General features: G+C 36.9%; 30 protein-coding genes. 24 read left to right on the plus strand and 6 right to left on the minus strand.

Features of this window, described 5'->3' with window-relative positions:
* Positions 1–64: 64 nt before the first annotated feature.
* The gene (gene purF, locus AC0INN_RS05695) at positions 65–1,558 is read left to right on the plus strand and encodes an amidophosphoribosyltransferase (RefSeq protein ID WP_306612201.1); all 1,494 of its coding nucleotides are present in this window, start codon (positions 65–67) and stop codon (positions 1,556–1,558) included.
* Positions 1,559–1,724: 166 nt separating this feature from the next.
* Positions 1,725–2,672 carry a glycerophosphodiester phosphodiesterase family protein gene (locus AC0INN_RS05700; RefSeq protein ID WP_306612203.1) on the plus strand — a complete coding sequence of 316 codons (948 nt, stop codon included), beginning with the start codon at positions 1,725–1,727 and terminating at the stop codon, positions 2,670–2,672.
* A 101-nt stretch (positions 2,673–2,773) separates the two neighbouring features.
* Here the strand turns inward: AC0INN_RS05700 and AC0INN_RS05705 are convergent, their stop codons facing one another.
* From AC0INN_RS05705 to AC0INN_RS05715, 3 genes are all read right to left on the minus strand, one after another.
* Complete coding sequence (locus AC0INN_RS05705; protein WP_172282943.1) at positions 2,774–3,478, minus strand: porin family protein; 705 nt, start codon at positions 3,476–3,478, stop codon at positions 2,774–2,776.
* Between the two features lie 498 nt (positions 3,479–3,976).
* Positions 3,977–4,537, minus strand: a complete 561-nt coding sequence (locus tag AC0INN_RS05710; RefSeq protein WP_273647937.1) for a porin family protein — start codon at positions 4,535–4,537, stop codon at positions 3,977–3,979.
* 142 nt (positions 4,538–4,679) lie between these two features.
* Entirely contained in the window at positions 4,680–5,327 is a 648-nt protein-coding gene (locus AC0INN_RS05715) for a porin family protein (protein WP_172282940.1), read from the minus strand.
* Positions 5,328–5,836: 509 nt separating this feature from the next.
* On the opposite strand from AC0INN_RS05715, the gene AC0INN_RS05720 reads away from it, so the two are divergent.
* Complete coding sequence (locus tag AC0INN_RS05720) at positions 5,837–6,199, plus strand: hypothetical protein (protein ID WP_306612206.1); 363 nt, start codon at positions 5,837–5,839, stop codon at positions 6,197–6,199.
* 59 nt (positions 6,200–6,258) lie between these two features.
* On the plus strand, positions 6,259–6,609 hold the full coding sequence (locus AC0INN_RS05725) for a hypothetical protein (RefSeq protein WP_306612208.1): 351 nt from the start codon (positions 6,259–6,261) through the stop codon (positions 6,607–6,609).
* A gap of 75 nt (positions 6,610–6,684) precedes the next feature.
* Here the strand turns inward: AC0INN_RS05725 and aroB are convergent, their stop codons facing one another.
* A complete protein-coding gene (gene aroB / locus AC0INN_RS05730) occupies positions 6,685–7,731 on the minus strand; it encodes a 3-dehydroquinate synthase (RefSeq protein ID WP_306612209.1) in 1,047 nt (348 codons plus the stop codon).
* A gap of 101 nt (positions 7,732–7,832) precedes the next feature.
* Here aroB and AC0INN_RS05735 point away from each other — a divergent pair, with 101 nt between their 5' ends.
* Entirely contained in the window at positions 7,833–9,002 is a 1,170-nt protein-coding gene (locus AC0INN_RS05735) for a pseudouridine synthase (protein WP_194304269.1), read from the plus strand.
* Positions 9,003–9,197: 195 nt separating this feature from the next.
* Here the strand turns inward: AC0INN_RS05735 and pncA are convergent, their stop codons facing one another.
* A complete protein-coding gene (pncA, locus tag AC0INN_RS05740) occupies positions 9,198–9,803 on the minus strand; it encodes a bifunctional nicotinamidase/pyrazinamidase (RefSeq protein WP_306612213.1) in 606 nt (201 codons plus the stop codon).
* Positions 9,804–10,069: 266 nt separating this feature from the next.
* Between pncA and AC0INN_RS05745 the strand changes: the two genes are divergently transcribed.
* The 5 genes from AC0INN_RS05745 (at position 10,070) to AC0INN_RS05765 (ending at position 13,351) form a co-directional block, all read left to right on the plus strand.
* Complete coding sequence (locus tag AC0INN_RS05745) at positions 10,070–11,212, plus strand: DEAD/DEAH box helicase (protein ID WP_306612215.1); 1,143 nt, start codon at positions 10,070–10,072, stop codon at positions 11,210–11,212.
* A gap of 183 nt (positions 11,213–11,395) precedes the next feature.
* Positions 11,396–11,932 (plus strand): YfiT family bacillithiol transferase, encoded by a 537-nt coding sequence (locus AC0INN_RS05750; protein WP_172282930.1) that lies wholly within the window; start codon positions 11,396–11,398, stop codon positions 11,930–11,932.
* Positions 11,926–12,387, plus strand: coding sequence for a DUF1569 domain-containing protein (locus tag AC0INN_RS05755; RefSeq protein ID WP_306612218.1), 462 nt, complete (start codon positions 11,926–11,928; stop codon positions 12,385–12,387). The genes AC0INN_RS05750 and AC0INN_RS05755 overlap by 7 nt, the downstream gene beginning before the upstream one ends.
* Entirely contained in the window at positions 12,384–12,764 is a 381-nt protein-coding gene (gene ytxJ, locus AC0INN_RS05760) for a bacillithiol system redox-active protein YtxJ (RefSeq protein WP_172282928.1), read from the plus strand. Before AC0INN_RS05755 ends, ytxJ begins: the two co-directional genes overlap by 4 nt.
* Positions 12,761–13,351, plus strand: a complete 591-nt coding sequence (locus tag AC0INN_RS05765; protein ID WP_172282926.1) for a Crp/Fnr family transcriptional regulator — start codon at positions 12,761–12,763, stop codon at positions 13,349–13,351. Before ytxJ ends, AC0INN_RS05765 begins: the two co-directional genes overlap by 4 nt.
* On the opposite strand, the gene AC0INN_RS05770 is transcribed toward AC0INN_RS05765, so the two are convergent.
* A complete protein-coding gene (locus tag AC0INN_RS05770) occupies positions 13,348–14,772 on the minus strand; it encodes an aminotransferase-like domain-containing protein (protein ID WP_306612222.1) in 1,425 nt (474 codons plus the stop codon). The genes AC0INN_RS05765 and AC0INN_RS05770 overlap by 4 nt on opposite strands.
* Positions 14,773–14,861: 89 nt before the next feature.
* On the opposite strand from AC0INN_RS05770, the gene AC0INN_RS05775 reads away from it, so the two are divergent.
* From AC0INN_RS05775 to AC0INN_RS05840, 14 genes are all read left to right on the plus strand, one after another.
* On the plus strand, positions 14,862–15,746 hold the full coding sequence (locus AC0INN_RS05775) for a DMT family transporter (protein ID WP_172282921.1): 885 nt from the start codon (positions 14,862–14,864) through the stop codon (positions 15,744–15,746).
* 258 nt (positions 15,747–16,004) lie between these two features.
* Positions 16,005–16,244 (plus strand): hypothetical protein, encoded by a 240-nt coding sequence (locus tag AC0INN_RS05780; protein ID WP_273647943.1) that lies wholly within the window; start codon positions 16,005–16,007, stop codon positions 16,242–16,244.
* Positions 16,245–16,501: 257 nt separating this feature from the next.
* Positions 16,502–16,870: a Crp/Fnr family transcriptional regulator gene (locus tag AC0INN_RS05785; protein WP_306612224.1), complete on the plus strand. Its 369-nt coding sequence runs from the start codon at positions 16,502–16,504 to the stop codon at positions 16,868–16,870.
* A complete protein-coding gene (locus AC0INN_RS05790; RefSeq protein ID WP_306612226.1) occupies positions 16,870–17,097 on the plus strand; it encodes a helix-turn-helix domain-containing protein in 228 nt (75 codons plus the stop codon). Before AC0INN_RS05785 ends, AC0INN_RS05790 begins: the two co-directional genes overlap by 1 nt.
* A 41-nt stretch (positions 17,098–17,138) precedes the next feature.
* The gene (locus tag AC0INN_RS05795; RefSeq protein WP_306612228.1) at positions 17,139–17,753 is read left to right on the plus strand and encodes a Crp/Fnr family transcriptional regulator; all 615 of its coding nucleotides are present in this window, start codon (positions 17,139–17,141) and stop codon (positions 17,751–17,753) included.
* Positions 17,754–17,970: 217 nt separating this feature from the next.
* Positions 17,971–18,795, plus strand: coding sequence for a KGG domain-containing protein (locus tag AC0INN_RS05800; protein ID WP_306612231.1), 825 nt, complete (start codon positions 17,971–17,973; stop codon positions 18,793–18,795).
* A gap of 70 nt (positions 18,796–18,865) precedes the next feature.
* Positions 18,866–19,456, plus strand: coding sequence for a ferritin-like domain-containing protein (locus AC0INN_RS05805; protein WP_172282913.1), 591 nt, complete (start codon positions 18,866–18,868; stop codon positions 19,454–19,456).
* A 21-nt stretch (positions 19,457–19,477) separates the two neighbouring features.
* Complete coding sequence (locus AC0INN_RS05810; protein ID WP_306612233.1) at positions 19,478–19,825, plus strand: hypothetical protein; 348 nt, start codon at positions 19,478–19,480, stop codon at positions 19,823–19,825.
* Positions 19,826–19,837: 12 nt separating this feature from the next.
* Positions 19,838–20,218 carry a hypothetical protein gene (locus AC0INN_RS05815; protein WP_306612235.1) on the plus strand — a complete coding sequence of 127 codons (381 nt, stop codon included), beginning with the start codon at positions 19,838–19,840 and terminating at the stop codon, positions 20,216–20,218.
* A 39-nt stretch (positions 20,219–20,257) separates the two neighbouring features.
* Positions 20,258–22,393, plus strand: a complete 2,136-nt coding sequence (locus AC0INN_RS05820; protein WP_306612237.1) for a catalase — start codon at positions 20,258–20,260, stop codon at positions 22,391–22,393.
* Positions 22,394–22,441: 48 nt separating this feature from the next.
* On the plus strand, positions 22,442–23,611 hold the full coding sequence (locus AC0INN_RS05825) for a zinc-dependent alcohol dehydrogenase (protein WP_306612239.1): 1,170 nt from the start codon (positions 22,442–22,444) through the stop codon (positions 23,609–23,611).
* A gap of 44 nt (positions 23,612–23,655) precedes the next feature.
* Positions 23,656–24,156, plus strand: coding sequence for a CinA family protein (locus AC0INN_RS05830; RefSeq protein ID WP_273647951.1), 501 nt, complete (start codon positions 23,656–23,658; stop codon positions 24,154–24,156).
* A 4-nt stretch (positions 24,157–24,160) separates the two neighbouring features.
* Positions 24,161–24,961 carry an SDR family NAD(P)-dependent oxidoreductase gene (locus AC0INN_RS05835; protein ID WP_306612242.1) on the plus strand — a complete coding sequence of 267 codons (801 nt, stop codon included), beginning with the start codon at positions 24,161–24,163 and terminating at the stop codon, positions 24,959–24,961.
* Positions 24,962–24,966: 5 nt separating this feature from the next.
* Positions 24,967–25,719 carry an SDR family oxidoreductase gene (locus tag AC0INN_RS05840; protein ID WP_194304268.1) on the plus strand — a complete coding sequence of 251 codons (753 nt, stop codon included), beginning with the start codon at positions 24,967–24,969 and terminating at the stop codon, positions 25,717–25,719.
* Position 25,720 lies beyond the last annotated feature (1 nt).

Here is a 25,720-nt window from a genome sequence, read left to right on the forward strand (position 1 = left end):
ATATTGAATTTCACATCTAATTGTAGAATCTATCAAAATAAAATCTAGATTAGAAAAAATAGAAATGAAAAGTTTAGACATTCATAAAAGTGAATATTTAAAACAGTTTAAAAACCAGACTTACGGTAGAAACCTTTTCAGAACAAGGGAAGAGGAAAGACTTGATGCTCCGAATGAGGAGTGCGGTATTTTCGGATTGTATTCTGACAATGATCTGGATACGTTTTCCCTTTCTCAGTTCGGACTTTTTGCTTTACAGCACAGAGGACAAGAGGCTTGTGGTATTTCCGTTCTTAAAAACGGGAAGATCAATAACCTGAAAGACGAGGGGTTGGTTTTAGACGTTTATAAAGATATTCAGGATCCTGAAGCTTTTATGGGGAATTCTGCAATAGGGCATACACGTTATACTACAGCAGGAGACAAAAAGAAGTACAATTTCCAGCCATTTTTTGCGAAAAATGAATATGACCAGATTATACTTTCGATTGCACATAACGGTAATTTAACGAACGCAAAAGAACTGAAAGCCGAACTGGAGGCAGAAGGTGTTGTTTTCAGAGCAACTTCAGATTCTGAGGTTATCTTAAGATTAATCCAGAAAAACCTTGATCTGGGATTAAGAGGAGCGATCAAAGCAACAATGGAAAAGATCGAAGGAGCTTATTCCGTAGTAGGAATGACGAGAAATAAGTTTTTTGCATTCAGGGATTTCAACGGGATCAGACCGTTGGTTTTAGGAGCTATTGATGAAAAATCATATGTGGTAGCTTCTGAATCTGTAGCATTGGATGCAGTGGGAGCACAGTATGTTCGTGATATTTTACCTGGAGAGATCATCTACACCAACGAAAATGAGACCGGATTACAGTCTTATATGGTGAATGAAAAAGGAAAACAAAGAATCTGTTCTTTCGAATATATTTACTTTGCAAGACCTGACTCTACATTAGAAAACATTAATGTGTATGAGATCAGAGAAAAGTCGGGTGAAAAAATCTGGGAACAAGCTCCTGTGGATGCAGATATCGTTATCGGAGTTCCGGATTCAGGAGTGCCTGCAGCGATTGGCTTTTCAAAAGCATCAGGGATCCCTTTCCGCCCGGTTTTAATTAAAAACCGATATATCGGAAGAAGTTTTATTGTTCCGACTCAGGAAATGAGAGAAAGGATCGTTAACCTGAAGCTGAATCCTATTATATCTGAAATTAAAGGCAAAAGAGTAGTTATTATTGATGACTCTATTGTAAGGGGAACTACTTCTAAAAGACTGGTTAAGATTTTAAAGGATGCCGGAGTAAAGGAAATCCATTTCAGAAGTGTTTCTCCTCCGATCATTGCACCTTGTTATCTTGGGATTGATACTCCATCAAAAGATGATTTGATTTCAGCCAATATGACGACTGAAGAGCTAAGAAACTACCTTGGAGTAGATTCTTTAGAGTTCCTCAGTACAGAAAACCTTAAAGAAATCTTAGGATCTTCCAATCACTGCTTTGGATGTTTTACAGAACAATATCCTGTAGCAAAAGGGGAGGAAGTAGAGCTATTTAATTAATTGTCTCAACAATCAATACATAAAAAGACCTGATAGCATAATATCAGGTCTTTTTTCGTTTTTATTGTCGAAAAAAATAATTGATATAAATGTAGCAAAAGCTTAATATTACTGTCGTACAGGATATGCCGGTATCCTTTAATTTTGCGTAATTAAGATCAGGATTATGAAAAGTACATTTATCACAGGTATTTTATTTCTGTTTATTCAGCTATATTCAGCTCAGTCTTTTGATACCCAGGCGCATAGGGGTGGAAAATCCTTATATCCGGAAAACACCATCCCTGCAATGAAAAATGCTTTAAAAATGGGTGTTACGACACTTGAAATGGATCTTGCCATCACAAAAGACAAGCAGGTGATTCTTTCTCACGATGCATTTCTTTCACCTGAACTGGTAACAAAGCCTGACGGAACATTTATTCCCCGGGATTCCGGATTTTATTACAAAATTTATGAAATGCCTTATGCAAAGATCAAAACTTTTGATGTAGGGATGAAAACACTAGCCAATTATCCTGACCAAAAGAAAATGAGGGTACAAAAACCGCTCTTTTCAGATGTTATAGATGCCTGTGAGAATTATGCCCGGGAACTTAAAAGGCCTTTGCCGTTTTATAATATAGAGACTAAAACGCGACCTTTTTCGGACGATATTTTCCATCCTGAACCTAAGGAATTTGTCGATCTGATGATGAAGATCATTGTAGGAAAAAATATCCAGGACCGGGTTATTATTCAATCCTTCGATCCAAGAACCTTAGAGCTTATCCATGCACAATATCCTAAAATAATGACTGCCTTACTGGTAGAGAAGGTGGATGATAAAAAGCTTGCCCAGCAGCGGAATTATTTTAAAAATATCCCTGTCGAAAAATTCAGAATGTATCCCGATCATCTTAATGGAGTATCGGGTGATATGAAATTCTTAAGTTTTACTCCTACAATTTACAGTCCGGATCAATCTCTTGTCACACCCGGATTGGTGCAGGAATGTCACAAACTCGGAATGAAAGTCATACCATGGACAGTAAACTCGAAAGAAAGACTGCAGGAATTAAAAGAAATGGGAATAGATGGGGTGATCAGCGATGACCCTCGAATTTTCGAATAGATTTGCCTTACCCATACAATAGAAATGGCTGGAAGTTATTCTTCCAGCCATTTTATAATGCAGAAAACTACATTCTATGGTTAAAAAATTGGTTGTTGTTATTAAAACTTATAATTCAAACCTAGTTGGAATACTCTGTTGTTGTTTTCAGCAGCAGGTCTGCTTTTATCAATCTTAGTCAAGCTATTTACATATCTTGCGTTGATTCCCAGATTACGTGTGAAGTAGTATCCTAAACCTAGACCTAGACCAAAGTTGAATTTGTTGATGTCATCTTTGTTGATCGTTTCAGAAACTGAATTTTTCTGAGTGGTAGCGATACCGTTTGTAGTGCTTGTAACAGTATTTTCACCTTTGTTTTTTCCATCGATGAAATAACTGAATTCAGGACCTGCTTCTACATAAAAGTTATCCGCTGGCTTAAACTGAACCATTACCGGTACTGAAACATAATTCAATGTTGTTTTGTAATCACGTTGAGTTTTTACAGTAGTAGCTCCCGTTGTAACTTCAGTAGAAGAAAGAACACTTCTTGCTCCTAATTGGTTATACAATGCTTCAGGCTGTATGCTGAATTGCTTGGAAAGAGGAATATTTACAAAAACACCGGCATTAAATCCTATTTTCTGATTGTTTGCACTTAATTGTTGCTGACTGAATTGAGCGGAGTTAGCTCCACCTTTAATACCAAATCTGATTGGTTCTTTTTCTTTGTTAACAGTAGTAATAGTAGCTGTTGTTTGTGTTTCCTGAGCAAATACTAATGAACCAGCAACTATTGCTAGTCCTAGAAATAACTTATTCATAATTTTATTTTTTAAATTGTACTATTTCTTGTTATCCGAATTATTCATTCAGATGGGGTGTATTTTGCAAAAGGCTTGCCATAATTATAATTTTATGATTTGCAGAAAGATAAGCTGTGAGCCACTTCTTTAAAAGAATAAGTGATAATCCACATACGTGGGATTTTTTTAGTTAAAACAATCTAATTTGTTTAATTTTTAAGTTAAAATTGCTTGAAAAAAAATGCAAACTTTTTTCATTTTTTTTATTCAACACCCTTTATTCATCGTTAATTATGACCATTTTCACCCAACTTTCCAGATGAATTGAAGCTTACAAAAATGGCAGGTGACCATTTTGATCAGACTTTTATACTTTTTTATGATCATAATTTGTTGATCAATGGATGCATTGCAATGATTATTCAATGTGAAAACAGAACATTACAGGAGATCCGGATATAAAAAAACGGTTAAATTTATTAAATCTAACCGCTTATCTTGTTATTAAGTATATTATTACTTATTAAATTTATAAGTAAGACCGATCTGGAATACGTTATTTTTCCCATCTGCCTGTACGTTATTAACTTCTTTAGCAATATCTATAACACCCGCAACATATCTTGCATTCACACCGATATTCTTCGTAAAGAAATATCCTGCACCAAGACCTACACCAAAATCAAAACCTTTCACAAAATCCTTTCCATCTCTAGAATAGGAATTGTATTTAAATTTTGAATTGATCAGGAAACTAAACTGAGGTCCTGCTTCAAGATAAAACTGCGGAGTTGCATTATACTGGAACATCACAGGAACAGAGATATAATCTAAATTTACTTTAACATCATTATTTCCATCAGCTTTTGCGCCTAATCCATTGTATAAGATTTCGGGTTGTACACTAAAGCTAGGAGCTACAGGGACATTCATTAAAACCCCACCATAGAATCCTGCTTTTGATTTTGAATCACCACCTGAAATTGTAGAAATATTAAGACCTGCTTTTACTCCAAATGTTTGAGCAAACGTTAATGAACCAGCAACGATTGCCAAACCTAATAATAATTTTCTCATGATTATATTTAATTTTAATTTGTACTGTTTTGCTGCAAAATTCTTGCCAAATTATGTTAAAATAACAAAAATGGTTAAATTTAACCATTAAATCTAACCATTTTATTGAAATCAAAATTTGTTATCTGAATGTGTTTTATGCTTATTTAAATTTGTAAGCTAAACCAACCTGGAATACGTTGTTTCTCATCGCATCACCATTGTTGTTTTTGTAGATATCTGTTAATCCGGCAGTATATCTAGCTGTAATTCCTAGGTTTGGTGTGAAATAATATCCTGCACCAATACCGATTCCAAAGTTGAATGTGTTGAAAGCATCTTTGTCAAGACTTCTCGTTCTTGTGCTTGTATTATCATTCGTAGAACTTTTGAATTTATCTTTAGCACTTACTAAAAATCCGAATTCAGGACCTGCTTCCAAGAAGAATTCAGGAGTTGCATTATACTGGAACATTACCGGTACAGCTATGTATCCTAAATTTCTTGAAGATTCATCCTTAAAGTTATTACCTAATACTGTATATTCTCTGGTTACTTTTGAACCCAAGTCATTATACAATACCTCCGGTTGAATGCTGAATGAGCTCGCTACCGGGATGTTTGCAAAAACCCCTGCATTGAATCCGATTTTAGATTTTGAATCACTAAGGTCAGCTCCTTTTGAAAGAGATGAAACGTTCATACCACCTTTAACACCAAATGTAACCGGGTTAGAAGATGAAGTAGAAGTTGTCTGAGCGAATGCTAATGAACTTGCAGTTACTGCTAATCCTAAAATTAACTTTTTCATAACTTAATTTTTTTAATATTTTACTATTCTTAATTTTAAATTTTACTACTTGTCAACTTTCGTTTGACGCAGAGTATCTTTCAAATTAGATGCCAAAACATAAAACATGACAAAAGTCAGGTATATAAACACTGCTAAAAACTACTATAAAATACTAGAAATCAGACCAATAAAATAAATAAACAAACATTTGTTTAACATATCTTAAAAACAGCTTAAATTCTAAATTAGGCTTATTTCGAGTAAAATAATACTCAAATGACTTGAACGTAATTGATATATATTACTCCTTTTTTGAAATTAGTGGAATTTATTTTAAAATCAAGGCCGGATGAAAATTCCTTTATGAAAAACCATAAGGCCTGTAATGAATAGTAATTTAAATCATTCTTTTAATATATTTTTAATCGTCTGTAATACAATACAGTATATAAGTTGTAATTTTGATAATAAAACTTAAGGATCAGGGTTTATATTGAACCTTAAATGAAAAATAAACTAATCTGGGAATGAAACAAAACAAGCAGTTGAAATTTATACTTCCTATTCTGGGATTGGTTATTCTGCTGCTGTTGACTATGGTGGCTGGTAAAACTTTTTATCCATTAAAAGTATGGGTAATGATCTGCCTGGGTATTTTAATCATTGCATTAAGTTTAAAATTAATCTATAATCTATTTCTATCCAAAGCAGCTCAATCTTTATCATCCAGGCAATACGTCGATGAACCTGGACAAAAGATCTTCTATATTTCAACTTTCCGGACAAGTTTGCTAAGTATGTCAATGATATTTTTGTCCGCAATTTTCATTTATCTTTTCACTCAGCTATTCCCTGAAATTATTGAAGAAATTTATATGGACCTTCGGTAATAGTAATTGTTCTGATGCTCTTATATGTTATTTTATTTATAGGATCTATTTATTGTTTTTTGACAGGAATTAAGCTTTTTATCAGACGAAGGAAAATCGTACAGCTAATTATCAATGATGACAGCATCGAATTTCTCCCTGTTTACGACTTTGGAACGGCAGCCCGAAACATAAGTGCGCTATCTTTATTTTTTAAGAAAAAAATGCGTAAAGCTTATTTTACAGATCAGATTTCTGTTGAAAAGGTTAATAACACCTGGAACGGAGACAAAATAAAAATTTATATTGAAGGGATCGGTTTTTACCTACCCTTTCTATATGATGATGTGGAGGACCTGGAAAAGGTATTTCAAATGATTAGACATCGGCTGATAAAGCATATTCAATTCACTACTCATGATACACTGTAGAGGTGATCTGATCATTAAAAAATCCTGATCAAACAATCAGGATTCTTAATTTTATCTAAAAAGTAAACAGGCATGTTAAGCATCATTCAGTTTTCTGTAAAAATGCAGTGATTTTTCAATATTTTCCTGGCTGCATTCATGGTCAAAAACACACGATCCTACTCCGGAAAGCAAAGAAAAATTAATCTTCTTTTCCGTATTCTTTTTGTCGTTTAATAATAGAGACATCAGATTTTCATTGCTAAAATCACTGATATCCAGGTATGGATAATACCTTTTGATATGGTCAATGATCATTTCCGAATCTTCTTTTGAAATTAACTTTTCAAGGTGAGAAAGATGTGCTTCACAGATCATTCCGGCAGCTACTGCTTCTCCATGTAAAACCGGATTTCCCTGTTCAAGACAAGAACTTTCGATAGCATGACCGATTGTATGTCCGAAATTTAAAGTTTTTCTGACATTTTTTTCATGAAAATCCTGATCTACAACATCCTGTTTGATCGCCATCGAGGTCTGAATGTGTGGTAGTACTGATTCTACATCCAGCTTTTGTATTTTGATCAGATTCTCCCAATGTAAACGGTCTGCAATTAACCCGTGCTTCAGCATTTCAGCAAAACCACTTCGTAATTCTTTGAAGGGAAGTGTTTCTAAGAACTTAGGATATACAAAAATCTGTTCAGGAAAGGTAAAGGTACCTACCATATTTTTGTAGTGCATCAGGTCAATACCTGTTTTTCCTCCAATAGAGGCATCACACATCGATAATAGAGTAGTAGGAACATTAATGAACTGGATCCCTCTTTTATAGGCTGAGGCAACAAATCCGCCCATATCGGTAATAACACCACCACCGAGGTTTATAACCAGAGCTTTTCTATCTGCCTGCATTTCCGTTAAAATCTCCCAAAGCTGATTGGCAGTCTGAATATTCTTCATTTCTTCACCCGCTTCTATCTCCAGGATTTCAAAAGCAAGATCCGTTTCCATATTGCCTAAAAGTACCGGAAGGCAATATTCATGTGTATTTTCATCAACCAATATGAAAATTTTGCTGAAAGATTTTCCATGCAAAAAATCATTAAGCTGGGAAAACTGATCGTTTAATAGTGTTATCATTTCTGGAATAATATATATTTAATTGTAGAACAATATTGCAAAGTTATGATTCTTAATTTTTAACTCGTAACTAAATTACTATCTTTGCAAAAATATTTAGAATGAGCAGAGATAATAATAAATCAGGGAAACCACAAAGACCAAGAATTTCAACCAGAAAAAATTCTGATGATTCTCGTGCTTCTAAATCTGGAAATTCTTCAAGATCAGGTTCTTTCAAGAAATCTTTTCCTAAAGCAGGAGAGAGAAATTTTGATCACAAAAGCAGCAGTTCGAAGTTTAAGAGGAGTGAGGAAAGTTTTGAAGGACGTGCTGAAGAAGGTAAATCAAAACCTGAGAGAACACCTTATATTACCAATCAAAGTGAAGGACGAGAAAAAAAGACCTATGGAAAACCAGGTCCTAAAAGAGGAGGGAAAAGTTTTGATGCAAGAGACAAATATGAGAGAGGTAGCTTAAAATATGGTAGAAGACCTTCATCGGGCAATGACAGAGATGAAGATAAAGCAAGATCTTTTGTACAGAAAAGAAGATTGAGCAAGATCGAAAAAGATGTCCATAAAGATACGATCCGTCTTAACAAGTATATAGCCAATTCAGGAATATGCAGCAGAAGGGAAGCAGATGAACTGATCACACAGGGTCTTGTAGAAGTAAACGGAAAAGTGGTTACTGAAATGGGCTATCAGGTTCAGAAAAGTGATAAAGTAGTTTTTGACGGACAAAATATTACTCCTGAAAAACCTGTTTATGTCCTTCTGAATAAACCGAAAGGATATATTTCCACTACAAAAGATGATAAAGCTAGAAAAACGGTAATGGATCTTGTTGCAAATGCGTCTCCTTATCGTGTATTCCCGGTTGGAAGATTGGACCGTTCCACAACAGGTGTTATTCTTTTAACAAATGACGGACATATGACCAAAAAACTGACACACCCGTCTTTTGATGCTAAAAAGATCTATCATGTAACACTGGACAAAAAACTGACACATGAAGATATGAAACTGATTGCTGAAGGTATCCGTCTGGATGAAGGAGTTGCTACGGTGGATCAGATTTCGTTTATTGAAGGAAAGCCTAAAAATGAGGTAGGAATTGAGATCCATATCGGATGGAACCGTGTCATAAGAAGGATATTCCAGAGATTAGGGTATGAAGTGGAAGCTTTAGACAGGGTGATGTTTGCCGGTTTAACAAAGAAAAACATCAAAAGAGGTCACTGGAGAATTCTTACGGAATTAGAAGTTAACAATTTAAAAATGCTTTAGAGATTAATTTTTAATTGATCAAAAAGGTTTTTAAACTGAAAAATATAGGCGTGGTAAAAGAATAACCACGCTTTTTTATTTAATACCATTCAGTAAAAACTATTTGTGTCATTTATACTGATTTCATTCCGGTGTAATCGATACACAAAAAGCACAGTAATTAACTGTGCTCTTTATTTTTATGATAATAAAAGACTATCCTAAAACAGTAACTCCCTTCTGGATCATTTCGTAAATGGCGTCTCTACCGTTATCCGGTTTTACATTAACCGCGCGTGTTCCGTTAAAATGAAGGCAGGTAACATATCCGTTTGCTACAGCATCTGTACAGGTGAACTTTACACAATAATCCATTGCCAGACCGACGATTTCCAATAACTGAATGTCATGGTATTTTAAGAAATCATCCAATCCGGTCTTCATAAAGTGATTATTGTCCTGAAAACCGCTATAAGCATCAATTTCGGTATTCTTTCCTTTTTGAATAATGTGGGTTACTTTATCCCTGTTAAGATCTTTATGAAAATCTGCCCCGAAAGATCCCTGGATGCAATGATCCGGCCACATAAATTGCGGAACACCACCTAAAATAATACTTTCTCCTACTTTTTTTCCATTGTTGCTGGCAAAACTTTTATGGTCTGCGGGATGCCAATCCTGGGTTAAAACAATCTGGTCATATTCGTTTTCCTCCATTAAAAGATTGATATAAGGAATAATTTCATTAGCTCCCGGAACCGCTAAAGCTCCACCTTCACAAAAATCATTCTGAACATCTACTATTATTAGTGCTTTTTTCATATTTAAATCTCGAATTTTTGATAAATTTACAAAAACTAATACTCAAAAAATTATCCAAACACGAATTATCGGACAAAACGACACTTTATGAAAGAATTCACCATTGTCAATGGATGAGTTCATCCCAGAAAATGGTCCTTGATTATAGATTAAATTTTTAAATAATTAATTTCTATCCCAACAGACTCATTCACCTGTAAAATTAATAATCCGGTTCGGGTGTAAACCAAATATCAATAGTTTATCTTTGCAGCAAATATGTATTTATGTCATTTGAGTCTTTGGGATTATCACACAATATTATTCAATCTGTCAAAAAGCTAGGCTATTTAAAGCCATTTCCAATTCAGGAGCAAGCTATTCCTGTTATTTTACAGGGAAAGGATTTGATGGGAATTGCACAAGCCGGTTCGGGAAAGACGGCTTGTTTTGTGATGCCTATTTTAGAAAAATTACAGAATGCAGAAGTTAAGAAAGACCGTAATATTCAGGTTTTGATATTGGTTCCTACGCGTGAGCTGGCAATCCAGATTGATGAAGTTTTCAGAGCCTTTACCGGAAACCTGAAACGTGATATCCGTACGATGGCAGTATATGGTGGAGTTTCTATCAACCCTCAGATGAAAGGAATGTTCGGAGTAGAAGTCCTTATTGCGACCCCAGGACGTTTATTGGACCTGATAGAACATAAAGCTTTGAGCATTTCAGAAATAAAGCACCTGGTGATTGATGAGGCAGATAAAATGTTCCAGCTTGGATTTGGTGACGAAATGAATAAGCTTTTTGCTTTAATGCCGGCGATGAAACAAACGACTATGTTTTCAGCAACTGTAGATGATAAAGTTTCTGAAATAAAAGAACGTTTATCCCATAATCCCGTTATTATTGAAATAAAAAAGGAAGCAGTTGAAATTGATAATATTGAGCAACTGGCTTATCATGTTTCTCCTGAACATAAAGGGCCTTTCCTGCGTTATTTAATCAAAGAGAAAAAGGTTGAAAAAGCTTTGGTATTTGTATCTTCAACAAAGTCAGCAGATAATCTGGTTGAAAAGCTTAAAAAGAATAAAATTAAAGCAGTAGCCATTCACAGTCAGAAGTCACAGGGTGCCCGACGAAATAATCTGGAAGAGTTCAAGGTAAACGGTGCTCAGATTTTGGTTGCTACGGACTTACTGGGACGAGGCATTCATATTGAGTCTTTGCCTTGTGTGATCAATTATGAGCTACCACGTTCACCTTTGGATTATATTCACCGTATCGGAAGGACAGGACGAGCCAATGAAAAAGGTACCGCCATTTCAATCCTCACGGATGATGAGTTGCAACATTTCAGGGTTATTCAAAAGAAAATGGGTAAAAAAGTGACATTGCAAAGAACGGAAGGAATCGATCTTCACGGTTATTAGAAACAATAAAAACGCTTCAATTTTTTTTAAGAATTGAGGCGTTTTATTTTATCCCGTTAATCCCTATTTTTTTGTTGGCTGATAGCTTTTCTTGTAGTAATTTTAGAAAAAATTCCGGAAGGGCAAAAACCTTTCTGTTATTTATTGAAAGGATGAAGAACATATTAACCACGATAATTAAAAATGAGCAATTTAGAATTAAAAAAATATCCGATCGGACCATTTGAAAAGCCGGAAAGCATCGATGACATCCAATTGGATGAATATATAAAAGTGATCAAACACTTTCCTGCCAAACTGAAAAATCTGATTGAAAACTTTTCGGATGATCAATTGGATACCCCATATCGGGAAGGTGGATGGACGGTAAGACAGCTTGTCAATCATATTGCAGACAGCCATATTAATAGTTTTATTCGTTTTAAATTGGCTTTAACGGAAAATAATCCAACCATAAAACCTTATGAAGAGGCAAAATGGGCTGAACTCCAGGACAGCAGAAGTTCTCCTGTGAAACCGGCAATGAGAATGATCAAAGGAACTCACGAAAGATGGTATATCCTCCTTAAAACACTCACGAATAAGCAATTCGAAAGAACATTTCATCATCCTGAAAACCATCAGGATTATGACCTTAGAAGCTATCTGGCATTTTATAGCTGGCATTGCAATCATCATTTTACTCATATTGAAAATCTGAAGAAGGAGAGAGGTTGGTAAAAAAGAGTCTGCATAACCGAATCTATTTTGATGAGATCCTCAACAGGGTTTCTATGCTTACTGAAAATTCTCCAGGAAAATGGGGTAAGATGAATGTTGCTCAAATGTTAAAACATTGTGACCTTATTCTTGGCATTGCATTGGGAAAAACCTGGCTTTCCACTATCAATCCCCTTTTTGAGACAATAGGAGTGCTCACTAAAATAGAAATGCAGGTCTTTAATAACGGAATTCCCCGAAATATGCCTACTTTTCGAAAACTTATCGTTAATTTTGACTGTGATTTTACTGAGGCCAGAAAAGGACTCTTAGAAACAATGAATGAATACTGGGAATGTTATACCCAAGATAACCTGCCTGAAAAGCATGTTCTATTTGGAAAAATGAAAGAGAAAGACTGGGGTTTTCTGGAGTATAAACATCTCGATCATCACCTAAAACAATTTAATGTATGAGTTTTTTTGATAAAATATTTGGCGGAAAAGAAGAGAAACCGGAACAGAAATCTTTCTGGAAAAAAATAGAATCCGAGGAAGATCTCGCAGAAGCTATAGAAAGATCATACCATAACAAGGTTGCCATATTCAAACATTCTACCAGTTGTTTTATCAGTAAGACGGTGCTCAGGAATTTTGAATCGGAAATTAAGGATGCCGGTACCAATGCAGATTTATATTTTCTTGATTTGCTGGCATACAGACCTATTTCCAATAAGATAGCAGAAGATCTTGATGTAACCCATCAAAGTCCTCAACTGATTGTAGTAGAAAACGGAAAAGCCGTAAATAATGCTTCGCATCAGAATATATCAATAACCCAAATCGCACAATGAAGAATATTAATAACTACCTAGCTCAGGTTTTAAATGTTCCCACAGAACAGGTTAATGGCTGTAGCTTGCACTATGAAGTAAAGAAAGTTCAAAAGAACCAGTTCCTTCTGCAATACGGCGAAATTTGCCGCTATGTGTTTTTTGTAGAAAAAGGGCTTTTAAAGATGTATTCGATCGATAAGAACGGAAAAGAACACATCATACAATTTGCCCCTGAAAGCTGGCTGATTTCTGACCGCACCAGTATTTACTTTAACGAACAATCGGTGTATTATATAGAGGCTGTGGAGGATTCCGAAGTTTTATTTCTTCATCCGGACTTTTTTAACAAACTGGTCTCCCAGTTTCCGGACAGTGCAGAAAGACGGGATATTCTTTTACAAAAGCACGTCAGAAGTCTTCAGGACAGGATCAGCTCATTATTAGGCGAGACTGCGGAAGAAAGATACCTTAAATTCATTAAAATGTACCCGGATTTATTATTACGGGTACCACAATGGATGATCGCATCTTATCTAGGAATTACCCCAGAAAGCCTTAGCCGTGTAAGAAAGGAATTAGCAAGGAAAAACTTTGTTGTTGATTAAGATTCCCTCTCAATCATTTTAGCCATTTTTCCTACCTCTATTAGCTTTTGTTGGGTTTCTTCTGACCAGGGAAGCCCGATACACATTCTCATACAATTTTCAAACTGATCCTGGAGACTGAACATTCTTCCCGGTGCAATGCTTATACTTTGCTTAATGGCAAGGTCGTATAATTTCCGGGTCTGTATTTTTTTATCGAATTCCACCCAGAGGGAAAGCCCTCCTTGTGGCCTGCTTGTTTTGGTTCCTTCCGGAAAATGCTGCGCAATGGTCTGGACATAATTCTGATAATTAGCCTGCAGGGTTTTCCGTAGTTCCTGAAGGTGTTTTTCGTATTTCCCGGTTTTTAAGAAATTAGCAACGGCTTCATTTACAATAGAAATAGAAGAGGTGGAATGAAGAAGTTTGAGTTTGAGGATTTTGTCTTTGTACTTTCCGGGAGCAATCCATCCTACACGATAACCCGGGGCAAGCGTTTTTGAGATAGAGCTGCAATATAAAACATTTCCTTCTGTATCAAAGGATTTACAGCATTTCGGACGGTGTGTTCCGAAATAAATATCCCCGTACACATCATCTTCAATAAGCGGAATATTATTTTCGGCAAGAAGTTTTACAACTTCTTTTTTATTTTCATCAGAAATGCAGCTTCCTAAAGGAGTATTGAAATTAGGGATCAATAAGCAGATGTCAATTTTAGGAATAGCTTTTTTCAGGGATTCGATTTCAATTCCATGGGCAGGATGGGTAGGCAATTCCAGTACTTTAAGTCCAAAGCCGGTAGCCAGTTGTAAGATGCCCGGATAACATGGGCTTTCTATAGCTATTGTATCTCCCGGTTTTCCTAAAGCCATCAGACAAAATGACAAAGCATTCATTCCACCGTTGGTCGTCACAAGGTCATTTTCGCTAAAGTTTCCGCCCCAGGATAAAGATCTTTGGGCGATCATTCTTCTTAATTTTAAATTCCCTTGGAGTTCCTCATACTCTGCGCCTCCATATTCAAGCTCCCGTGTGGCATGGATGATTTCCTTTTTAAGTTTTGCATGCGGTAATAATTCTCCGGATGGAATTGCTATGGAAAAAAGGGTAAGATTTTTCTTTCCCATATTTTCATACACTTTACTGATGAGTTCATCGGGTTCGTTATTATTGGCAATCAGTGATGGCCTGCTGACTTCAGGAAGCGGAAGCTTTACCGAAAGTAACTGACTTACAAAATATCCGGACTGTGGTTTGGGTTCAATGAGTGACATGGATTCCAGTTCCAGGAAAACACGCTTTGCCGTGTTCATGCTAATCTGATGCTCAAGGCATAATTTTCTTACCGACGGAAGCTTATCACCAGGCTTCAAAACTCCGCTTGTAATCTGTGAAATAAAACCATTGGTGATCTCTGTGTACAAAAAATTTTTACTCATATCTTAAACTGTGCTCATACAAATATACAAAACTGAGACTGTGTTTATTTATTTTTCCTCTCTAATTTTGATTTATAATAAAATATAAAATGATAACGAATAAAATTTCAAAAGATCAGGCTCTTAGCGGATGGATCAACGGATTTATCGGAGTATTGCTATTCAGCGGTTCGCTGCCGGCCACAAAATTAGCCGTAATGGATATGAACCCAATTTTCGTAACGATCGCCCGGGCAACCATTGCCGGTGTATTGGCTTTATCTGTCATTCTGATATATAAAGAAAAACGCCCGGTAAAGGAACAGATATTCCCATTAGCTCTGGTCTCATTGGGATGTGTTATTGGTTTCCCTTTGTTGTCTTCTCTGGCCCTTCAATATATTACATCTGCACATTCTATCGTGTTTTTAGGAATGCTTCCTCTTGCAACAGCTATATTCGGGGTACTGAGAGGTGGTGAGCGACCGCATCCTGTATTTTGGTTTTTTTCTATTGCCGGCAGCCTTTTGGTTATAGGATATGCTGTTTCGCAAGGGATATCGGCTTCTCCTGTTGGCGATATTCTGATGCTTGCCGCTGTTGTTTTATGTGGGCTTGGTTATGCGGAAGGTGCTAAGTTGTCAAAAACACTGGGAGGGTGGCAGGTGATATCCTGGGCGCTGATACTGGCCTTACCCCTTATGATCCCTTTGTTTTTCATCTATTTTCCCAACCATATTGAAACCGTGAGCGGACAGGGATGGTTTGGCCTAGCTTATATTTCATTATTCAGTATGTTTATCGGGTTTATTTTTTGGTATAAAGGGCTTGCACAGGGAGGAATTTCGAGTGTAGGGCAATTACAGCTTTTACAACCGTTTTTTGGACTTGCATTGGCCGCTTATCTGCTTCATGAACCTGTAAGTATAGGAATGCTGGGAGTGACAATTGGTGTGATTTTATGTGTTGCCGGGACCAAAAAATTTGCAAAATAAAAGGTTTAAAAATATTATAACAAGAAAAGATTGCTGTAAAGCAGTCTTTTTTGTTGTATATAAATCACTCTGGTAAGGCTTTATGGTATTATAAATTAAACTTTCACAAAAAAAACCTTATGATTGAAGTCATAAATTTATGAATATTTTATCTGTAGATTTGAAATATAATTATTAAATAATCGTTCATATATAAATATGATTGATTTTTATTTAAAATTATATTATATACACCACACACCACAAAATAAAAATATTATGAAATTGATCTTATCATTAAGCATCATGGGTTTACTTATCCTGAGTTGCAAAAAAGAAAAGGAAAATCAGATGAATAACGGCGTTGACACGGTAACTACAGTTCCGGGGGATACGATGGGAGCTGTTCCTCCAGCCTCTGACACGATGACTACATCATTGCCTTCCAGAGACAGTACTGCCCAATCCGGCACAACCACTATGCCTGCACAGGATTCTACCACAAATAAAAAGAGATAATTCTTCAAATTAACGTAAAAATTCTTTCAAGTAAATGGGTATTCGTGATATCTCACGAATGCCTTTTGTTGATAGACTTACGTAAAATATTTTCATATAATAATTTGTATTTCAATTAGTTAATTAAATCATAATTAACATAAAAAATAATCAATAGGTGCAATTATTGCACTTATAAAAGCATTGGTCCATTAAAATATTTTACTAGGGTGTTTTTGTGAACTTTGTTTATGTAATAATACCAAAAACTAAATATTATGGTAATCAACGAAAACGTCTTATATTCTATGGGAGCTGAGACAAAACAATATAGTCCTTCGGATTTTATTTTTAGTGAAGGAGATTTTGCACACTATTATTATCAGATTGTAGAGGGTGAAGTAAAATTGAATAATTATAATGAAGATGGTAAGGAATTTATCCAGAACATCTTATCAGAAGGACAATGCTGTGGCGAGTCTATTCTCTTCATAGATAAACCTTATCCTATGAATGCCGAGGCATTGACGGAATGTAATATCCTGAGACTTTCTAAAAATCTTTTTTTCAATTGCTGGAGGAATCTCCTGAGCTCTATCTTGAAATCAGCAACTTTTTATCCCAAAGGCTTTATTATAAATATGTAATGATGCAGAATATATCTTCCCTTAATCCTATAACACGCCTAAAAGGTTTGATGGATTACCTGAAGAGCTTTCATAATGACAAGAGCCCTTATTCATTTTCTATTCCTTTAACCCGACAGCAGATGGCTAATCTTACAGGCTTGTGTGTAGAAACAGTCATACGATCTTTTAAAAAAATGGAAAAAGAATGCACCGTGCAGATTGAAAACAGAAAAATTTTGTATTAAGGTTTAGTTTTAGTATTTTTCTGGGTACAAATGGAAACAGAATGAAAACAATAAGCTGCATGAATATTGACCAAAAACTTTTATATTCTTTTGGTGCAGAAGATAAAACATATAAAAGAGGAGAATTGATTTTCAGAGAAGGTGACCATGCGCTTTATTATTTTCAGATTGTTGATGGAAAAGTAAAGCTTAATAATTATAACGAAGAAGGAAAAGAATTTATCCAGAATATATTAGGTAAAAACCAGAGTTTTGGAGATCCTCTACTTTTTCTGGATAAATTATATCCAACAAATGCAACGGCGTTAACATCTACACAAATTATAAGGATATCAAAAGAAAGCTTCCTGAAGTTACTGGAAAAAAATCCAGATCTTTCTTTAATGATGAACGCCTGCCTTTCTCAGAGGCTGTACTATAAAATACTGATGACCCAGTATATGGCATATCAGAATCCTGTATTTAGATTGAAAGGGCTCATGGAGTACCTGAAGAGCTATTCGGAGAATGACTGCCAGTTTGAATTTCCCATAGAGCTGACGAGACAGCAGATTGCCAACCTTACCGGGTTGCGTGTAGAGACTGTTATCAGAACGTTAAAGAAAATGGAAAAAGAAAATTCTATTAAAATCGAAAATAGACGAATTTTATATTAGTAACATGATTCAAGTCATAAGAATAGGTATTTTAATCTCCTATCTTTGATATACTAATTTACAACTAAGGAATGTAATTCCTTTTCCAGAGTAAAATAATTACTCCTTTTTTGCTGTACAATTTATTTAAAACATCAAATCATTAATTGTTGTTCAATACTAGTCACGTCCAATAATTAATAACATCACGCAATATTAATTACAAAAATTTAAAGTTATGAACACCAGAAATTCAAACAATCGAAGTTCAAGAGGTAATTCATCCAATGAGTCAAGATCAACACTTGAAGAAGTGTATCAATTAGGTTATGACCATGGTTATAACGACGCATCCGAAGAAGAGGATTATGATGATGATTTCTCAGATTATGAGGATTATTATGATAATGAATATGATGACGACGATGAGGAGTATGATGATGAAGATTACGACGATGAAGATGAAGATTATGAAGATGACGATTATGAGGATTATGATGATGAAGATGACGACGACGATGACAATGGCAGTGGCAACAGAGGTCGTGGTAGGTCAGGAAATGGAAATCAGCAAAGAGACAGTCAGGGCCGATTTACATCAGGAAGAGGAAGAGGAGGTAGCTCTGGGTCCCGTAGCAACTCTAATTCCGGATCACGTTCCGGAGGAAGAGGGAGTTCATCAGGAAATGGAACTTCAAGAAGAGGTTTTGCATCTATGAGTAAAGCTGAGCGTACAAGAATTGCCCGTATGGGTGGTGAAGCTTCGCATGGAGGTGGAAGGTCTTCTTCGGGTTCCAGATCTGGAAATTCCGGTTCCAATAGCAGATCATCAAGCAATAGTAGTTCCAGAGGTTCAGGTTCTAGATCAAATAGTGGTAATTCCTCTGGCCGTGGGACAAATTCCGGAAACGGAAGTTCAAGAAGAGGTTTTGCTGCCATGAGCAAAGCTGAACGTACAAGAATCGCCCGTATGGGCGGTCAGGCATCTCATGGAGGTGGAAGATCATCGGGTTCGGGATCAGGTTCCGGAAGATCAGGATTCGGAGGCAGACGTAATTCATAATTTATATTATTAATCAGATTGTCCCTTCCCTGATAGAAGGGGCAATCTTTACTATTAAACACCACACATTATGGCAACGAAAACATCAGAAACCAATACAGCTACAACAACTCCTGAAAAGAAAATAACAGTAGGAAACGCTTCTGTTAATGAAAAGGAGATGAAAGATTCTTCCCTCCATCAATTTTTTGTAAGTGCATTAAAAGATATTTATTTTGCTGAAAATGCAATTATTGATGCTCTCGAAAAAATGCAGGAAGCCGCTACGACAGAGGAACTGAAAGATGCTTTTGAAGATCATCAGTTACAGACTAAAAAACATGTAAGCCGCCTTGAAAAGGTTTTTAAATTAATCGATGAGAAGCCTGAAAAGAAAGAATGCGAAGCTATAAAAGGGATCATTAAAGAAGGAGAAGAGATTATAAAATCCACCAAAGACGGATCGATGACCCGGGATGCCGCTTTAATTATTGCAGCGCAGAAAGTAGAACATTATGAAATAGCAACCTATGGTGGCCTTGCTCAGCTCGCTATAACAATGGGACATGATAAGGCAGCGGATCTTCTGGAAAAGACCCTCGAAGAAGAAGAGGATACAGATTATACCTTAACTGAGATCGCTGAGACCTACATCAATTTTGATGCTGAGCAGGAAGATTAAACATTTACCTATATAAGCCAGATGGATGCTTCTATTGATCTGGCTTATTTAATACCTTATAGCAAAATGAATTACCAGGCGATAATCAAATCAATACAATGTGATCAGTTTAAAGAGGTTACCAATAAAGGGAAATGGCTGGAAGACAGCGCTAATGTATATGCCAAAGAAATCGGACAGAATCTTTTCCTTGTTTTTATTACGGTAAAGGATATTGATACCGAAAGCATCAGAGCCATGATTGGCCATTTTGAAGACTTTAACAGCATCGGATTAAAGGAGCCGAAACAGATCATGTTCTATCTTTCCATAAAGAACAAAGAAGATCTGCATTATTTTGACAAGTATCTGAAAGTCCCACAAATTTAAACATCCACGGTTATGATATTTGAAAATGAAACATTAAAACATTCGGGCCTCTATGATAAAAATAATATCCTTGAGAATGAATCTTTATTTCCCGGTATCATTAATACCTATGGAGTAAGTGCATTTGTTATGAAATCTTTGGAAAAAATAAAACATAATGCCTGCTGCGGACAATTGAAAACAACACTGGATAATTATACATCAGAATGTATTACTTCCATCACCCGATACCAAAATGAAAGTTCAATAACCCATCCCAATATTCATGAAACAACAGGGAATATGAATTTTACATTATATGCTAAAACAGCTTATTATAAGGTCTTAAAAGAAGAAGAATATCTTCAGAAACTTATCAATAGTCTGGACAGAGAAATAAATCACATAGAATAACAGCTCTTCGGAGTAACACCAATCAACAATTACACTATTATGAAAAAAGATGCACAAAATAATCAAAAGATTGAACAACTGGAATCATTAAGTACCTCTAACGACAACGAAATGTTAACGACGAACCAGGGGCTTAAAATTAATGATAACCAGAATTCGCTAAAGGCAGGAGAAAGGGGACCCACTTTACTGGAAGATTTTATTCTCAGGGAGAAGATCACCCATTTCGATCATGAGCGTATACCCGAAAGAATAGTTCATGCGAGAGGTTCAGGAGCTCATGGCGTTTTTAAATTAACAAAAAGTCTTTCCCAATACACGAAAGCTAGATTCCTCAGTGAGATAGGTAAAGAAACTCCAGTTTTTGTCAGGTTTTCAACGGTTGCAGGTAGCCGGGGAAGCACAGACCTGGCAAGGGATGTAAGAGGATTTGCTGTAAAATTCTATACAGATGAAGGAAATTATGATCTGGTGGGGAATAATATGCCTGTATTTTTTATTCAGGATGCTATAAAGTTTCCTGATCTTATCCATGCGGTAAAACCGGAACCCGACAACGAAATTCCGCAAGCTGCTTCAGCACACGATACTTTCTGGGATTTTATTTCTTTAATGCCGGAAAGCATGCATATGATCATGTGGCTGATGAGCGACAGAGCCATCCCAAGAAGTTTCAGAATGATGGAGGGATTCGGTGTCCATTCTTTTAAACTGATTAATGAGGAAGGGAAATCCCATTTCGTGAAATTTCACTTTAAGCCAAGGCTGGGAGTGCATTCTGTTGCATGGGATGAAGCCTTGAAAATTTCAGGTGCAGATCCGGATTTTCACAGGAGAGATCTTTGGGAGGCCATTGAATCGGGAAGTTTTCCTGAATGGGATCTGGGGGTACAGTTAGTGCCTGAAGAAGATGAGCATCGTTTTGATTTTGATCTTTTAGATCCTTCCAAAATTATTCCTGAGGAAATTGTTCCCGTAGAGATCGTAGGAACTTTAACTTTAAACAGAAATCCTGATAATTTTTTCGCTGAAACAGAACAGGTCGCTTTCCATCCCGGACATCTTGTTCCCGGAATAGACTTCAGTAATGATCCACTGCTTCAGGGTAGGTTGTTTTCATATACAGATACCCAGTTATCCAGGTTAGGTTCACCCAATTTCCATGAAATTCCCATCAACAGATCTGTAAATACCGTACACAATAACCAGCGTGACGGCCATATGAGACAACAGATCGTTAAAGGAAAAGTAAGTTACGAACCCAATTCTATAGGAGGTGGATGTCCTTTCCAGGCTATGATGAAGGAAGGAGGATTTGTTTCTCATCAGGAGCCTGTCTCAGGAGCTAAAATAAGATCAAGAAGTAAGAGTTTCGTTGATCATTATTCCCAGGCAAAGCTGTTCTATAACAGTCAATCTGATCCGGAACAGCTCCATTTGCAAAATGCTCTTATTTTTGAACTTTCTAAAGTAACCGTTCCTGCAATCAGGGAAAGGTTAGTGGGTCAACTAGCATTCATAGATGAAAAGCTGGCATCCATTGTAGCAAATAAATTAGGGGTAAAAGTTAAAAAACCTGAGCAACCCAATCAAAGTATACCGGCAGATGCGGATCCGAAAGAATTGCAAAGCGAGGAAAGGGAACCTGAAATTTCGAAATCAGAGGCCTTAAGCATGGAAAATACGGTTAAAGATACTATTAAAAGCAGGATCATTGGATTTATAATGGGGAACGGAACAGATGCTAAATCAACAACCCGGCTGAAAAACCTTCTTGAAAAGAATGGTGCCCAGGTACAGATCATAGGTCCGAGCGTAGCACCCGTGACAGCTGATGATGGTACTTCTTTTATTCCCAAGCATTCTCTCACCAGTACAAAGAGTGTATGTTTTGATGCGTTATTGCTTTGTCCGGGAGAACTGTCTGAAAAAGAGCTTTTGAGCCCTGAAAACAAACATGCAGTCCTCAACTTTATAAACGAAGCATATCAACACTGTAAAGCTCTTTATTTTGGAGCTGGAACGGATAACCTTTATGCTAATTCTAATGTAGCTCATAAAAAGCACGAAGACCCTGCGATTATAAAAGCATCGGATCAGAATTCAGAAGACCGGTTTATCGACGCTATTGCCCGTCATAGGGTGTGGCATCTGGAAACGGAAAGGAATTCTTAGAAATTCATACTACACACCAACAACACCATCACACCAAAATATTACATTATGAAAGCTGCAGTTTTTCACGCACCAGGTAAAATTACCTGCGACACAGTAGACGATCCCGTTATTCAGGATTCAAATGATATCATTTTAAAAGTAACCTCTACAGCCATTTGCGGAAGTGATCTTCATATGTATTCAGGGGGATTACCACAAGTTCGTCCTATGGTCATGGGACATGAATTTATGGGAATTGTAGAGGAACTGGGTAAAGGCATCACCCATCTGAACATTGGAGACCGGGTGGTTGTTCCATTCCCCGTTGCCTGTGGAGGCTGCTTTTTTTGTCAGCACGATCTGCCGGGTGCTTGTGAAAACAGTAATCCGGAACATTATGGACCAGAAGGCGGAATCCTTACCGAAAAAGGAGGCGGCTTATTCGGGTATACGGATCTTTATGGCGGTTATGATGGTGGGCAGGCACAATATGTAAGGGTTCCCTATGCTCATTTCGGACCCAGAAAAGTAGCCGATAACCTTACCGATGAACAGGTTTTATTTCTTACCGATATTTTCCCGACAGGCTATACCGGCGTTATGTGGGGCGAATTAAAAGATGGAGAAACAGTAGCGGTCTTTGGGGCCGGACCCGTTGGTTCCATGTCGGTAAAAAGCGCCATTCTTCATAATGCCAAAAAGGTCATTGTAATTGATACTTTACAGTACAGGCTGGATCAGATCAAAAGGCTGACGGGCTGTGAAACCATTTTATGGGAAGATGCCAAAAATACCATTGAACAGATCAGGGACATGACGGACGGGCGCGGAGCCGATCTTTGCATTGATGCTGTTGGTTTCGAACCTGAAAGAGATTTGCTGGACAGGGCAAAAGCCGTCCTGAATTTTGAAAAGGGATCAATCAAGGTATTGGAGGCCTGCATGAGTGCGGTAAGACGTGGAGGAACCGTCTCTATTCTGGGGGTCTATCCTGTGAATTACGATAATTTTAAACTCGGACAGATCTTTGATAAAGGAATCACTTTAAAAGCAGGACAGGCTCCTGTACATCCCATTATAGACAGACTGATGAAACATGTAGAACATGGGGAAGTAAAACTCGATGATATTATCACCCATCGTCTCGGGCTGGATGAAGTAGCCAAAGGCTATGAAATCTTCGACAAAAAGGAAGATGGCTGTGTGAAAGTCGTCCTGGACCCATGGAAAGTATGAAACACGACATGGTACACCAATTAATCACTTAAAAATTTACGATTATGAAATTTCAAGAAAATTTGCTTCAATATATAAGCCAGTCCTTACTTAAAACAGGAGAAACAATTGCTGTAGCAGAAAGTGTAACATCAGGCTTATTACAGCTTGCATTTTCACAAATGCCAAACGCTTCTCTATTCTATAATGGTGGTATCACCGCCTACACTTTACCACAGAAAGTTATATTTCTGGATGTGGATCAGAAAGAAGCTGAAGAATGTGATTGCGTATCTGAGAATATTGCCAAAACCATGGCCCTGAGTGTCGCAAGATTATTTGATACAGACTGGTCCATTGCAACTACAGGTTATTGTACACCGGTGAGAAGTTCATCCTATAAAATATTTTCATATTTCGCATTTTCATACAAAGGAGAAATTGTTCTGAGTAAAAAGCTTGAACTTCATCCTAAAACTCAGGCATTGGATGCACAGTTATATTATACCGAATTTATTCTAGGATGCTTTAAAAGTGAGCTTAACCAGGTTTTAATATTAAAATAAACTTATGGAACGTAAAAATCAATATGCACTCATTACAGGGGCTACAAGTGGAATAGGCTATGAGCTTGCCAAAATTTTTGCCAAAAACGGATATGACCTGGTTATTGTTTCCAGAAATCATGATCAGCTCAAAATTAAAGCAGAAGAATTTAAAAGCTACGGAGTGAATGTGATCCCTATCTCCAAAAATCTTTTCCTGCAGGATGAAGCTTATTCTTTGTACTCTGAACTCAAAGCCAACGCCATTAGTCCGGAAATTTTGGTTAATGATGCAGGCCAGGGAGTTTATGGTAAATTTCAGGATACTGATATACACAGGGAAATAGATATCATCAACCTCAATATCACATCGGTGGTGATCCTGACTAAACTATTTTTAAAGGATCGCATATCCAAAGGAAGTGGAAAAATACTTAACCTGGCGTCCATTGCAAGCAAATCTCCCGGGCCCTGGCATTCCGTTTACCACGGTACTAAGGCATTTATATTATCATGGTCTGAAGCTATCCGTGAAGAACTGAAGGATACCGGAATTACTGTAACAGCCCTTTTACCGGGACCGACAGATACGGATTTCTTTAACAAAGCAGATATGACCAGGAGCAAGATCATGGAAGATAAAGAAAATTTTTCCTCTCCGGCAGATGTTGCCATGGATGGATTCAATGCTCTGATGAAAGGAGATGATAAGATCATTTCAGGGACAAGAAATAAGTTAAATGTTGCGATGCTTAATGTATCGACGGACAGCATGGCTGCTCAGAGAATGGGTGCCATGCAGGAGCCGGTTTCAGAAAAACACTAAAGATCATGGGAGAATTAAGATTAAACAACAAGTCGGTTCTTATCACAGGAGCTGACAGTGGCATTGGAAAAGCGGTTGCCTTGTTGTTTGCAAGGCAGGGAGCTAATATTGCCATCATTTACCATGCTGATGATGAGGATGCAGAAAAAACACAGAATGACATTATGATGATAGGCAGAAAATCAATCCTTTTTAGGGGAGATATCAATGACTATGAATTTTGTGAAAAGACGGCAGCGAAGGTGGCTGAAGAATTCGGAGGCATAGACATCCTAGTGAATAACGCAGGAGTTCAGTTTCCTGCAGAGGATATCGAACAATTGGAGGAAGAAAATATCAGAAAAACATTTGATTCCAACATCATCGGAATGATCCTGCTTACAAAAGTAGTTTTCCCTTATCTGAAAGAAGGGGGAAGTGTTATTAATACAACCTCTGCGGTGGCTTATCAGGGACATGAAGAACTGGTAGACTATTCTGCTACAAAAGGGGCAATTGTATCTTTTACCCGTTCCCTGGCATTACAGTCGAAATCCAAAGGAATCAGGATCAATGCTGTTGCACCGGGACCTGTAGCAACACCTCTTACCAAGGAAACTTTTGGTGAAGAAGAGGAGGATCCCAGCAAACCTCCGTTTGAGAGAAATGCAACTCCCGAAGAGGTTGCCTACAGTTTTTTATTCCTTGCCAGTACAGAATCTGCGCAGATTACGGGGCAGGTTTTACATCCTAACGGAGGACTTATTGTGAATGGATAAA

The sequence above is a fragment of the Chryseobacterium subflavum genome, assembly GCF_055762745.1.